The sequence below is a fragment of the Alteraurantiacibacter aquimixticola genome (genome assembly GCF_004965515.1).
Lineage (GTDB): Bacteria > Pseudomonadota > Alphaproteobacteria > Sphingomonadales > Sphingomonadaceae > Alteraurantiacibacter > Alteraurantiacibacter aquimixticola.
Genome location: NZ_SSHH01000003.1, coordinates 412,580 through 425,384, shown reverse-complemented (window position 1 = coordinate 425,384; position 12,805 = coordinate 412,580). Strand labels below are relative to the sequence as shown.

10 protein-coding genes are annotated in these 12,805 nt (G+C 63.2%); 3 read left to right on the top strand and 7 right to left on the bottom strand.

Features of this window, described 5'->3' with window-relative positions:
- Positions 1–45: 45 nt before the first annotated feature.
- Positions 46–597: a MarR family winged helix-turn-helix transcriptional regulator gene (locus E5222_RS12950; RefSeq protein ID WP_169053589.1), complete on the bottom strand. Its 552-nt coding sequence runs from the start codon at positions 595–597 to the stop codon at positions 46–48.
- A gap of 486 nt (positions 598–1,083) precedes the next feature.
- Here E5222_RS12950 and E5222_RS12945 point away from each other — a divergent pair, with 486 nt between their 5' ends.
- Together E5222_RS12945 and E5222_RS12940 are read left to right on the top strand one after the other, a co-directional pair.
- Positions 1,084–4,455, top strand: a complete 3,372-nt coding sequence (locus E5222_RS12945; RefSeq protein ID WP_169053588.1) for a TonB-dependent receptor domain-containing protein — start codon at positions 1,084–1,086, stop codon at positions 4,453–4,455.
- 125 nt (positions 4,456–4,580) lie between these two features.
- Positions 4,581–5,102: a hypothetical protein gene (locus E5222_RS12940; RefSeq protein ID WP_136694191.1), complete on the top strand. Its 522-nt coding sequence runs from the start codon at positions 4,581–4,583 to the stop codon at positions 5,100–5,102.
- 103 nt (positions 5,103–5,205) lie between these two features.
- On the opposite strand, the gene E5222_RS12935 is transcribed toward E5222_RS12940, so the two are convergent.
- The gene (locus tag E5222_RS12935) at positions 5,206–6,234 is read right to left on the bottom strand and encodes a hypothetical protein (protein WP_136694190.1); all 1,029 of its coding nucleotides are present in this window, start codon (positions 6,232–6,234) and stop codon (positions 5,206–5,208) included.
- Between the two features lie 187 nt (positions 6,235–6,421).
- A complete protein-coding gene (locus E5222_RS12930; RefSeq protein ID WP_169053587.1) occupies positions 6,422–6,850 on the bottom strand; it encodes a MarR family winged helix-turn-helix transcriptional regulator in 429 nt (142 codons plus the stop codon).
- Between the two features lie 346 nt (positions 6,851–7,196).
- Here E5222_RS12930 and E5222_RS12925 point away from each other — a divergent pair, with 346 nt between their 5' ends.
- Complete coding sequence (locus E5222_RS12925) at positions 7,197–7,850, top strand: Crp/Fnr family transcriptional regulator (RefSeq protein ID WP_136694188.1); 654 nt, start codon at positions 7,197–7,199, stop codon at positions 7,848–7,850.
- 22 nt (positions 7,851–7,872) lie between these two features.
- On the opposite strand, the gene E5222_RS12920 is transcribed toward E5222_RS12925, so the two are convergent.
- The 4 genes from E5222_RS12920 to E5222_RS12905 all read right to left on the bottom strand — a co-directional run bounded on the left by E5222_RS12920 (position 7,873) and on the right by E5222_RS12905 (position 12,577).
- Entirely contained in the window at positions 7,873–9,348 is a 1,476-nt protein-coding gene (locus E5222_RS12920; RefSeq protein WP_136694187.1) for a TRAFs-binding domain-containing protein, read from the bottom strand.
- A gap of 9 nt (positions 9,349–9,357) precedes the next feature.
- Entirely contained in the window at positions 9,358–9,849 is a 492-nt protein-coding gene (locus E5222_RS12915; RefSeq protein WP_342773184.1) for a nucleotide synthetase, read from the bottom strand.
- A gap of 2 nt (positions 9,850–9,851) precedes the next feature.
- Positions 9,852–11,462 carry a TIR domain-containing protein gene (locus E5222_RS12910; protein WP_136694185.1) on the bottom strand — a complete coding sequence of 537 codons (1,611 nt, stop codon included), beginning with the start codon at positions 11,460–11,462 and terminating at the stop codon, positions 9,852–9,854.
- Positions 11,463–11,653: 191 nt separating this feature from the next.
- Positions 11,654–12,577 (bottom strand): hypothetical protein, encoded by a 924-nt coding sequence (locus E5222_RS12905; protein WP_136694184.1) that lies wholly within the window; start codon positions 12,575–12,577, stop codon positions 11,654–11,656.
- Positions 12,578–12,805: the final 228 nt, after the last annotated feature.

The following is a 12,805-nucleotide window of genomic DNA, read 5'->3' as shown; positions in this document are numbered from 1 at the left end:
GGCGAAGCCGCCGGATGCCGCATGTGCCCTGTTGGCGTAGTGCGGTCAACGATCTTTGCGGTCCGCATCATCGTCGATCGGAGGGAAGCGCGGATCGCGGATTTCGATCTCGCTGCCGGGCCCGGCTTCGAGCTGTCCGAGCATCGTGTCCATGAGATCGCGCATTTCGAAAATCTGCTCTCGCGAGAAGGGCGCCAGGACGTGATTTCGCAACCGGTCATAGACCTTGAATATCTGTTCCAGCTCCTCCTCGCCCTTCGTCGTGATCCGCACGAGATTGACGCGCCTGTCGGTTGGATGCGGCTCACGCGTGACAAGCCCTTCCTTGCTGAGGATGTCCATCATTCGCGTGACGGTCGGCCCTTCGATGCGCAGCCTCTTGGCGATGTCGCTTTGCGATTTCGGGTCCGGCATGTTGAGGATGGCGGCCAGCGTTTCCATCCTGGACGTGCTCTGGTCGATCTTGCGCAGTTCCTCGTCCAGCTTGCTGCGGAAACCGCGCACGAACAGCACCATCTTGACCAGCAAGTTCACATCGACCGGCGAACCGCCTTCCCGATAGATCTCGAAACTGCTTTTGGATTTGGAAAAAGGCACAGGACCCCCGCTGCTTGCTTGAACGCTGCTTTGGGAGGAGCGGGCACGACCCGCTTCGAGCGCTGCGGCTGCGATACTGCCGATCTCCCGATTGCCGTCAAGCCCCATCGATGGGCAGCTCCATAGCGGCCGGGGCTGAGACACACTCCCTAAATCGAAGGGTCTCGTGGGGCTATCCCACCCGCAGGAATGGCGGTTTCCTGCGCCTCCCAGCCCGCAATCCAGATGCGTCGAGTCGACATTTTAAGAAGGCTAATGATTCACCTATATATGATTCGCATCCTCATGATTAGTTGACAAAACTATATTTTAGACTAACGAATCGCCACATCTGACAAGGACCGGCCAGAAGGTCGGACGACCAGAAAAGGGATGCCTTGGGAGGGGTGCCCGCTGATAGCCACGGAACCGTCGCGCGTTCGCAAGAGCGGCCGGCGGCGACTGCGTCTCTCACAGCCCCTCCAGAGGTTCATTGAGGGGAGAGCTATGAGAAATTCGACTATTCGCCGTGCCCGCACCTGCCTGCTCGCGGGCATTGCAGGGCTTGCTTTCGTGCCATCGCTGGCCAGTGCCCAGGACCAGGCGACCGATGAAGATTCCGATGAACTGCCGATCCCGGCGGCGCCGGACGCACCGGGCAGTGCCAGCTCCAGCATGATCATCGTGACCGGATCGCGCATTGCCCGTCCCGACTACACGGCAACCAGCCCCATCGTTTCGATCGACGCCGACGTTATCGAGCAGTCGAGCTCGGTCAATCTCGAGGCCAATCTCAACAAGCTTCCGCAGTTCAGCCCGGCGCTGACGCAGTTCGATACGGCGGGCATCCAGCCCAATGCGAACGACACTCCGGGTATCTCGACCCTCAGCCTCAGGCAGCTTGGTGCGAACCGCAACCTCGTCCTGCTCAATGGCCGCCGGGCGACTCCCATCAACGGCACGGGCGTGATCGATATCAACTCGATCCCCTCTGCCGCGATCCGCCGTGTCGAGATCATCACCGGCGGCGCCTCTTCCACCTATGGTGCCGATGCCGTGGGCGGCGTGGTCAACTTCATCCTCAAGGACGATTTCACCGGCGTCGATTTCGACGGGCAGGTCAGCTTCTCACCGCAGGGTGGGGGCGAGGAATACCGCGTCTCCGCACTGGTCGGCTCGGCGCTGGCCGATGGCCGCGGCAGCGTGATGTTGGGCATGGAATATTACAAGCGCGAGCAGCTGCTGCGCCAGGATCGCCGGTCCTACCGCGACGCGCGCGCCGACCCGACCGTGCGGGGCGAGGAGTTCTTCCTGGCGGAGAACTACATCACCTCCAACAGCAGCCGGAACCCATATGACCAGGACGTGCTGAATTCCTACTTCACGTCGCGGCCGGACGGGGTCGACGTTCCCTACACCAACCTTTATTTCAACGATGACGGCTCGCTGTTCGTGAACACGTCCAGCACGGTGGGCGGCGCCTATTATCCGCTGCTGCTGAACTATCAGGGGCAGTTCGACGATAACGAGCAGAAACTGCTCGATACCGGCCTGCTGGAACAGAACAATCCGGACCGGATCCTGTCCTCGCCACAGGATCGCTACTCCTTCTTCGCGCATGGCGATTTCGCCATCAATGACTGGGTCTCCTTCGTAGGCCAGGCCTATTTCGCGCGGACGGAGACTCGTTCGGTATCCTTCAACACCGTGCTGCTGGGATCGACAGGCACCGAGATTCCGTTCGATGACGAGATCTATGTCGGCAGCCCCTATGCGCCGGAATCCGCCGATTTCCGCGTATCCTCGGTCCTTCCGGACGGCACGCCCGGCGATTTGAGCGACAACCCGACCAACCCCGATTTCATGGCTGGCGGACGCTATGGCCTGAATTGCGGGCCGATCGGCGGCTGTACCAATCGCGAGGTGTTCCCGGTTCCGGCGAATATCGAAGCGCTGCTGCTCAGCCGCGACGATCCGGACGCGCCTTTCATCGCCAACTACTCGCTTGAAAGCTTCGGCCGTCGCGGGGTCGAGGCGTTCAACAATACGTTCCAGATCCAGCTGGGCTTCGAGGGTGAAATCCCGGGCACGGACTGGACGTGGGACGTGATCGCATCGCATGGCGAAACCGTTGCCAAGACCAACCTCACTGGCCTCGTCTCGCTGGAGCGGTTCCGCACCATCCTGACCTCGCCCAATTATGGCCAGAACTTCTTCGCGCTGGGCAATAATGGTGCGCGCTACGGTTCCACCGGCTCTTGCGAGACCGGCCTCAGCCCATTCATTGCCAATTCGGCCTTCAGCGCCGACTGCGATACGGCAACCAGTGTCGACACGCAGTTCGAAAACCGCATCTTCCAGGACCTGGTCGAAGCCAACTTGCAGGGCGGCCTGTTCGAGCTTCCCGGCGGCCAGCTGCGCTTCGCGGTTGGCGCGGCCTATCGCAATAACGGCATCGACTTCACCTCGGACAGCTCGGCCTTCGAAGGCTCCTCCTTCTACGAGACGAGCAACACTTTCCCGCAGGCCAGCACCTCCGGCTCGACCGGCGTGGGCGAGGTCTATGGCGAGTTGTTCGTGCCGGTCCTGTCCGGCGTGCCGTTCTTCGAGGAGCTCAATCTCGAGCTCGGCTATCGCTATTCGGACTACGATTCCGTCGGCGGCACCCACACCTACAAGATCAACGGCGAATGGGCCCCGACCGACTTCCTGCGCTTCCGGGGCGGCTACCAGCGGGCCAGCCGCGCGCCGAACCTGGGCGAGCTGTTCACGGCGCGGACCAATACGCTGGCCTTTGCCGGCGACGGCGATCCGTGCTCGATCACCAACAACACCAGCCCGTCCACAGTGGGCAACTACTCAGCAAACCCGGACCTGAACACCAACGGGACCGCGACCGAGGTGCGCGCCCTGTGCGAACAGATCATGGGCGCGGAAGGTGCCGCAACCTACTACGATCCGGCACGTCCGGAAGCGGACTTCCCGCTGGGCGGGCAGTTCTTCACCTCGCTGCTGGCAGGCGCCAACGGGCTGGAGGAGGAGACCGCCAAGACCTTCACCATCGGCGCGGTGTTCGAAGCGCCGACGGATAATCCGTGGCTTACCAACCTGCGCATGTCGGTCGATTACTATAATATCGAGCTTACCGACGGCATCTCCGTGCAGGGGCTGGATTCGGTCCTGCGGCAGTGTTTCGCGCCGCAGTTCAATCCCGGCTTCGACCTCAACGATGCCTGCCAGCGGATCGAGCGCGATTCCGTCAATGGCAGCACCCAGGTGGTGACGATCAACTACGACAATCTGGGCGCAGTGGAGACTGCGGGCGTCGACGTGCAGCTCGATTGGGGCCTGCGCTTCGAGGATGTCGGCATCGGCATTCCGGGCAGCTTCAACCTCAATGTGAACTTCAACTATCTGGACAAGTTCGCAACGACCACCGATCAGGATGTGCTGCCCCTGATCGACTATGCCGGCACGCTTGGCGGCGGTGACGTGGGCACGCAGTCCGGCTCCTATCGCTGGAAGCTGTTCACTCGCGCCAACTACACCTTCGGCCGAGGATCGATCGGCATTCAGTGGCAGCACAAGCCGTCGGTCGCCCCGGCGCAGGCTGCGACCGACGATATCGTCACCGTGGCCGGCGCACCCGCATACGACCTGTTCAGCCTCAACGCCCGTTACGAGGTGACGGACAATGTTTCGGTCCGCGGCGGTATCGACAATCTGTTCAACAAGCAGCCGCCCTATGTCGGCTACTTCCTGGACGACGTTGCTGGCGATGGAACGCCCCGCTTCGGGCGCGCGGCCAATCCCTATGACGCCAGCCAGTATGACGTGCTGGGCCGCCGTTTCTTCGTCGGCGTGAACGTGAACTTCTGACCCGCAGCTCCCGAACAGCGGATCAGTCCAATGGACGGCGGCGAACCGAATGCTCCCTATTTTCGGTTTGTCGCCGTCCTCGTTGGCGCCGGCAGGCGTCACACTCCCATGAAGGATTTCCAGTGATGGCAAATCATCGTCTGAAATGGCTGGTCGCCCTGCCCGCTGCGCTTGTGGCCACAACACCGGCTGCCGCACAGGAGGAAGATTACGAGAGGATCGTCACCATCATGCGCGCCTGTGCCGAGATCGAGGACGTGATGGCGCGGGTGACCTGTTACGACAACAATATCGGTGCGGGCAGGCCGTCAGCCGCACCCAGTGCGTCTTCCGGGACGTCGAGCGTGCCCGCCGTCAATGCTCCTGCTGGCTTCGGCGCGGAGATGGTGCGTCAGCCCGAGGTGCGACGCAGCCAGGAACAGGAAGATGCGATCACCGCCCGCGTCTCCTCTGTCTCAGAAGTGGAGCCCGATATCTACCTGATAACGCTTAGCGACGGGGCGCAATGGCGCTTCGTGGACAGTGCGCCATTCGGCTTCAGCCCGCCGCGCGCAGGCGACACGGTTGAACTGGAGCGCGGCTCTCTGGGCAGTGTCTTCCTCGAATATGACGGACAGCGCCGGATTCGTGTTCGCCGCTTGCGCTGACCTGACCAATTCATCCGCCGGGCCTCCCCCGGCAGCGACCGACTGGACCCGGCGCCATGCGGCGAACCGGGTCCTTTTTTATCTCACGGGGTGATGGAGGAGCCTATTCCCCGGCAGCGCGGGCCGCGCGCGAGGCGGTGATGTAATTGCGGATCTGCACATTACCCTCGTGGCAGGCATATTCGAAGAACTGGTATTCATCGTCCCGCTGCCAGTCGAGCCGCACGGACCAGGGCGCGGTGAAGATCACCGGATCCTCCCAGGTCATTTCATAGATGATCGTGTCCGGCCCGGTCATATGGAACCGCTCGACCAGCCGCGCTTCGGTACTCACCGGCGTATCGTTCGCAGGCGGGGAGCCGGTGGTGACGATATTGGTCGCGGACGGACCCGGAGCGAAGTTGTCGGTGGTGACGACCAGCGTGTTCTCATCCTCCCACGCGCCGCGGCTCACACCCATGAGGTTGTCGATGGCGGTCGCCACGCCAGCGGACCCATCGGTGGGGATGATGCGCGTTTCGTGGATCATCTCCAGCTGGATCGCGACAAGGCCCGGCGCCTGGAAGATGCGGATGCCGTTATTGTACATCATCGGCAGCATGGAAGCGGGAAGGCCGCGCGTGATGCAGCGGTCCCAGCTGTCGAAATCGGTCCAGATGTCGAAGTCCTGTCCCTGCCGCCAGCTCGACCGCATCAGGTCAGAGCGCCGTTCGCCCTCAGCCGTCTTGGCCGGCAGGCGGCCATTGGCGGGGCTTACGATGAAGGAGGTCCGGCGATTGGGGCTGCCCAGTTCGGTCCAGTGCCCCTGGCCCAGCTGATCGGCGGAATCCTCGTTCTCCCGCCGCGCGCCTAGCGTCTGTACGCGCTCCGCCTGTTCGGCGAATTCGGCATCGCTCAGGAAGATGCGCTCGCCATATTGCGGATCGCGCTCAAGAGGCGTGCGGCTGTTGAGATGGTCGATCGGCCAGACCCCACGAAAATCGGGCTCGCCCCAGGGCGTGAGCGCGGGCTGGTATTCCTCGGAGATCGGCGGCAGCACGGTCAGATCGGATGGCGTATCCGACGTTTGCTGTGCCAGGGCTGTCGTCGAAAGCAGGGCCAGGGCCGCGATGGCGGGCAGACTGCGATGCATGGTGATCTCTCCGGTTCATCTCTGTCATGGCGGCATGGCGAAGCCCATCCGCGCCCTCTCGCGCGAGGGGCGAACGTCCTCCAGCCGAAGAGCATAATTAGCAACCTAACGATTAGTTTGGCAAACTAAACTTGCGGCAATTTCGCCGCCTATGCGGTGACCGCCAGGACGGCCCCGCGCATCGCCCTCACTTGAGCGAAGCCACCACGCGGTCGAGGAGGTCGACCAGCAGCTTGAGGTCCTTTGCGCCGAGCGCGTCCTTGATCGGATCCTCGATGCGGGAAACCTCCGCAAACAGGGCTGTCATCAGCTCATGCCCCTTGTCGGTCAGCGCGATATCGTTGCGCCGGCGGTCGGTGCTGGAACGGATGCGAGTGACCAGCTCCCTCTTCTCCAGCTCGTCGATAATGCCGACCATGCTGGGCGTGGCGAGGCCCGCGAGACCGGCGAGTTCCGCTTGCGAGCTGCCGGGATTGGCATCGATCAGCGCCATCACCGTCAAGGAGCCGGTCGGCAGCTCATAGGGCGCCGATACCGCTATCGACCGGGCAGACAGGGCGTTGTGGATCAGTCGCGCTCGCGGTCCGATGCTCTTTTCGAAAACTCCCCAGTTCAATTGCCGTCCCCATGCCAGTGAAGCCGCCCTGATAGCGCCTTGTCCTCCGTTCCGCCGCATACAGGCAAGATCGAAAGCAGGCAAAAAAAGCCCGGCCTCCGTTTTACCGTTGGCCGGGCAAGTTGAGACACCGTCTGCACGGCGTCCCTCGGGTCGCAAGGCCATTTGGCATCATCATGGACTGCCTGTCCGTGACGGGGGTCACAGCCAGCGTTCCGGACGAAAAAGATGAAGCTATGACAAGGACCTTTCGCGCTTGCGCCTTAAATGCGATAGCCTTGCCCGAGGGATCGCCTTGCGGCTTCGGTCGCCTCTCTGATAGCAGCAGTTGTCGAGGGACAGCACCATGCTCAAGGACGAATGGCTCGGCGCTATATCGGCCGTCTTCGGTTGCAACGACGATGTCGCGGCAACCCTTGGCCGTGAGATGAGCCATGTCGTGGTGCCGCACAAGACGGTGATCGCGCATCAGGGCGACTTGCTGGAGCATTGCTGGCTGATCCTCGATGGCGCCGTGCGCGTGCAGATGATCGGCTGGGACGGAAAGCGCGCGCAGCTCGCCTATCATGGTCCGGGCGAGCTCTTCGGCGCCTATCCCCAGGCCCTCACCTGCCGGGCGGACATCATCGCCAATGGCAAGGTCGAGACGCTGCGTATTCCGAGCCCGGCAATGGTCGCGGTAGCCGAGGCGCAGGCGCCGATTTCCTATGGCCTGAGCCGCCTCCTGGCCCGCCAGCTGGACATGGCGCTGGACCGGATGGCAGCGCGTACGACGCTCTCGGCCTCCGGCCGGCTCCATGCCGAATTGCTGCGACTGGCGGATGACGACAACCGCATCGATCCGATCCCGACCGTGACTGCACTGGCATTGAGCGTGAACACCTCGCGCGAGACCGCTTCGCGCGCCATTACCGCGCTGGAGAGACGCGGGATCGTAAAGCGTGAGGGTCAGGTGATGACGATCGAGGCGCCGCGCATGCTGGAAGACATGGTGATCTGATCCGGGCTCGCGCGCCGGAAAGCTAGCATGAGATGAGCACGTTCAGCGTGACATCGCCATGGGCAGTGGCGATGTCGCCAAGGCTCTCGCAATCGAATTCGGGACCCCTCAATGCAAGGGAAAGCGCCATGGTGCGCGACAGGAGAACGCGCCCCGGCGTTGCTGCATTGGCAACCAGCTGCGCCATGTCGAACCGCTCCGGTCCTGCCGCGCTAGGATCGAAAGCAACATAGTCCCCTCCGATCGGGACGTCCCTGACGGTCGCTACTTCCATGGCCGCGCGGGCGGCGATAACCGGATCGGCAAAGCTCACAGCCGTCTGTCCGCCCAGCCTGTCCGCGACCTTGCCGCCTGCCGCGACGAGAGCTTCGACCGCTGCCGATGTGGGGAGGACGAGGATCGCCTCGCTGGTAAAGGCGGGAACGGGAGCGCTCCGGGGTGGAACCCGCTCGGCATCCAGCCGGTGGATCGGGAATCCTTGTGCCTGCCATGCCTCATCGAGCAAGCGGGCTGCCGGTTGCCCGGTTTCGGACACACCGATCCTGAGCGCATACGCATGCGTTTCCAGCATGCGAGCCTGACGGATGGCGAGGCCCATCGCCACCTGGTTCGCCAGCTTGATCCCTGCCTCCGACACCTCGTCGAGATCGGGGAGTGTCTCCACCGTGGTCGCCGTCTCCAGCAGGCGGTCGAAGCGGTCGATCCAATCCTCACCGAGGATGCCGACCGACTCCCGGCGGAAGGCATCAATCGATGCGGGCAGGACGACGTGGAGTTCGCCTCCGCCGCGGACAATCGCCTCCGCCGCAATGATATCGGATCCTGCAGCCAGCGGACCGAAGCCGAAGCCCGGGGCCAGTTCCGCGACGGCGTCCTCAATGGCGTGCACGACTTCGTCATGATCGGGCGCCAGATGGATGATGCCGTTAAAATGCAGGCTGGCCGGCGGGCGCAGCGTGTCGAGCCACTCGGAAGGCTCACCGAGTGTCTCCAGGATCAGCCGGAATTGGCGCAGGGTGGAAGCATGATCCTCCCAAGCGGCAGGAGCCGCGCGCACGGCATCAGCCAATGCCTTGCGCGCATCGTCGATCCGGCCATGCAGCAGGCAGGCTTCGGCACGCGTGGCCTTCAGCCAGTATTCGGTCTCGGGCTCATGCTCCCCGCTGTCGAGCATGGCCAGGATCAGTGCAGCGGTCTTCTGCGCTTCCTCCCGGTTCCCCGCGAGCAGGGCAATCGTCGCAGCATTGATCAGCGGATAAGTCGCCGGGCGCAGCGCGGCCGCGGCCAGATAGGCCGACTGCGCCTGCCCGAACAGGGCGGAACGCTCCTCACCCGCGGCCTTGAGGGCGCGGTCCTTCGTCAGCCGTCCCTTCAGGCTCAGCGCATCGGCATTGTCGGCAGCAGATGCAAGCCCGCTTGCCTCGAACAGCCGCCACGCCCGCTCGGTATCACCCGAGCGGGCCAGCCGCTGTACATTCCTGAGCGTCGAGAGGTTCATGCTGCCTCGTCAGCCTCTCCCGCCTCCCAGCCACGGCGGCGGGTTCTTGATATCGGGATCGATAGTGATCGGCACCCACTCGGGCTTGCTGCCCGGCAGGTAGAGATCGACATTGATGTTGAATGGGTGGCTGCTGTCGGTCTTGCCCTCCTTGTCGAAGCGCGCGCGGAAGGTTACGCACTTGTAACGGCCGGTCTCCTCATCCAGCTCGCTATAGGCAAGGTCGCCGTAATAGCGCGCGAAATCGCCCTTCATCGTGATGGCGTCATATTGCTTCGAGAAGAAAACCTGTTCGCCAATCAGCTTGATCACCACAGCGCTATTGCCTTCGATGGCGACATAATCCTGACCCTCCACCCTGCAGGGCTCCGGCACCAATTTGAGCGCTATCCGCCCGTCGGCCACACACAGCGTAACGTTCAAGGTGGCCTTCTTCGCGCATTCGCCTTCGAATGGCGATCGTATTTCAATCGGCTTTTGCGCCAAGGGACAATTCGTCATCTTTATTCCTCCATTCTCGCCTGTGGAAATATCTCTTCGATCCTGATGCGCCATCGTTGCCAGTCCTGGTTGTCGGGATCGGCGGCGGTGAGGCGTTTGATTTCCCGGCTCGCCTCGCGCGCGCTTGCCAGCGAGCGCTCGGTTTCGCCGAGATCGCGCAAGGTGGTCGCGATCGCGAAGCGGGAGAGGAACCAGTCCTGCCGGTAACTCGCGTTCTGGGGGTCCGTCTCCAGCAGCTGGTCCATGATCTCAGCCTGCTGCTGCCTCTGATCCAGAGCCTCGTCGGTCTGGCCCGCCGCGGTGAAGGCATCGCCCAGCCATGCGTGACGGTTGGCGAGATCGATCAGGACCCCGGGATCACCGGGCGACTCTTCGGCAACGCGCTCCATCGTTGTCAGCGCGGCACGGCAGGCATTGAGTGTCATGGCAACGTCCGACTGGCGAGCGAGATGCAGTGAGCACAGATTGCCTTCTGCATAACCCAATTCCCGCAAATATCCGACATTGCCGGGTTCCAGCACGGTGAGCTGGTTTGCCAGTTGCAGATAATGCTCGAAATGCGGCTGCGCGCGCTCATGCTCCTGTTGCAGGAAATCGGTATAACCGAGCCAGAATTCGGATTGCGCATGGGCGAAGACGCGCGCCGGATCGTCAGGTTCGGCCGACAGCAGCGCCTCGGTCACGCGATGCGCCTCGCTGAATTTTGCAAGGGCGCCTTCGAGATCGCCGCTGCGGTGATCGTCCTCTCCCATCGCATGAAGGACCCGCGCACGCCGCTCCAGGGATTCGCTTGGCAGGCGGGAGAGGTCGCCCTGTTCGCCATAATAGGCGATGGCGCGTTCATTGACCGATTCCAGGATTTCGATACGCCCGACGCCTTCGAGCTTGGTCCTGAGATCGGTGAGCATGAACTCGACCAGCCCTTCGGCCTGCTGCCGCTGATGCTCGGCTTCGTTGCGCGCATTGATCGCGAGGACGAGCAAGGTGAGCAGGAGAACCACCGAAGCTGCCGAGGCCCCGGTGATCGCCACTGCCCGGCGAAGCTGGCGCTGCACATCGCGCTGCACCAACTCGTCCAGCGCCAATCCGGCGACGCCGGCGGCGATCTTCAGGCGGGCAAGCCGCTGGCCATCTCCCTGGCGGCGAAAATCGGCGGCGATGGGCTCTCGCGCAACGCCATCCGGCCCCGGCGCAACCAGCGCTTCGGGAAATGCCTCTCCGGGTTCGCCGTCGATCAGCGCTGCGAGCACCGGCCGATCGGGATGAAGCGAGCGGAACAGCGCGATCTCCTGGCTGACCCAGCGCGAGGCGCGCGCGGATGGCGAGCACAGGACGATCAGGCAGGCGGATTGGGAGAGGGCGCCAGACACTTCTTCATGCAGGCTATCGGATGCCGGCAGCTCGTTCCGGTCGCGGAAAATCGGTGACAGGTTGCGCGGGACCTCGCCGCGCGCGGTCGACTTGCCGATAACGCTATGTGGCAGGCGGTAGCTCTCCAGCCAGCGATGCAGGCGCCCGGCAATCCGCTCATCGGCATGGCTGTAGCTCATGAATGCACGATAGCGCACCGGTGGCACCAGCGATGCGGACAGCGTGCTTTCCTCTGGGTCCATGCCACCTTCTCCCTCGCGGGCGCGAGCTGCCGGCAGCTCGCGAGAGAGCACGCCAACCCCTTCTCCATCCAAGGTGTGAGGGAGTTGGAAACCATGATGCAAGAGAAAACTTGCCTTGCCAGTGCCATCGCCGCCTTGAAAAGGCAGGAGATCAGGCGCCAAGTCGGAAAGGCAGATGGCCGGCCGGCCCATCAGTCAAGCACGATGCCCTGCTCGTCCAGCACGCCTTCCAGGCGCCGCCCAGCATGGACGAGGCGCCCTTCCGCGACCTCGAAAAACGACGTCGCATGATCGATCAGGTCATGGTTGGGCTCGCGGTGCTGGCTGGCTACGGCATGGCACCATTGGATCGCGGCGCGAAGGACGGCAGGCGCATGACGCAATTCCTCCGGCCTCGGCAACTGGTGAACGTTTCTTGCCAGGTCGATCTCGGGCAGGGAGAGGTTCACCAGCACCTCGTCGATCGCCCAGGCGCTCTGGCTGTCGGACATCTTGGCCGGATCTCCGAACCCGCGCCCCTGGACGATCGGCCAGTGCACCGCATGGCCGCCGATATAGAGAAGCAGCGAAATCGTGTCGCCCACGACCATGGCATCCTCCGCCATGCACGACCGGTTCCTGAGGATCCGGCGGGCGAGATGGACGCGGCGGAATTCCATGTTGTGGCCGTAGAGTGTTTCCAGTTCGATCGTGGCCAGGATCGCATTTTCGAGATCGGAGATGGCTCCGTAATAGTCGCGGCGCTGCTGCTTGATATAGGCTTCGGCAGCGAGCTGGAAGGACATGGCGGCGATGCTCGCATGGCGGGACAAGCCGGCCGTCTCGCAGGACTTGGCCGCCTGCGCGAGCAGTTCGGAAGCACGGTCGGCATCCCCGCGCCGGCCCGCCGCAAGCCCCTCTTCGCGAACCTGTTCGGCGGAAAGGATGACCGCAATCTCCTCGCCCGGAAGAGCGGCGGCAAGGCGGCGCAGGTAGTCGGCCGCGAACTGCTGGGCAGCGTCGGGCTGCCCCCCTTCGGCCGCGCTCTCACGAAAAGCACGCCGCGCCTCGGACAAGCGAAACGGCGGGCGCTCCGTTGAGATAGCTTCGCCGGCCATGGTCTCGACTACACACATGCTGCTTCCCCTTTCAGCCGCGATTGGTGCCTTTCGATCAGGAGAATTACCCACCCGGCCGAGTCGCACGTGTGATGGCCGTCACGGACCGCGCGCGCTCGCGCCAGATGAATTACCCGCTGGAAAGCTGCGACCTACCCGGTTCACAAGCCGGGATGCATTTGTTACGCGGTGCCAACTCTCGCAATTCCGCTTTCACTACACACCAGCAAGAGCACCGGCAGGTCG

Excerpts from the sequence above, each read along its gene's own strand:
- E5222_RS12905 (WP_136694184.1), bottom strand. The coding sequence starts at position 12,577 with ATGTGTGTAGTCGAGACCATGGCCGGCGAAGCTATCTCAACGGAGCGC.
- E5222_RS12910 (WP_136694185.1), bottom strand. The coding sequence starts at position 11,462 with ATGGACCCAGAGGAAAGCACGCTGTCCGCATCGCTGGTGCCACCGGTG.
- E5222_RS12920 (WP_136694187.1), bottom strand. The coding sequence starts at position 9,348 with ATGAACCTCTCGACGCTCAGGAATGTACAGCGGCTGGCCCGCTCGGGT.
- E5222_RS12940 (WP_136694191.1), top strand. The coding sequence starts at position 4,581 with ATGGCAAATCATCGTCTGAAATGGCTGGTCGCCCTGCCCGCTGCGCTT.
- E5222_RS12935 (WP_136694190.1), bottom strand. The coding sequence starts at position 6,234 with ATGCATCGCAGTCTGCCCGCCATCGCGGCCCTGGCCCTGCTTTCGACG.
- E5222_RS12915 (WP_342773184.1), bottom strand. The coding sequence starts at position 9,849 with ATGACGAATTGTCCCTTGGCGCAAAAGCCGATTGAAATACGATCGCCA.
- E5222_RS12925 (WP_136694188.1), top strand. The coding sequence starts at position 7,197 with ATGCTCAAGGACGAATGGCTCGGCGCTATATCGGCCGTCTTCGGTTGC.
- E5222_RS12945 (WP_169053588.1), top strand. The coding sequence starts at position 1,084 with ATGAGAAATTCGACTATTCGCCGTGCCCGCACCTGCCTGCTCGCGGGC.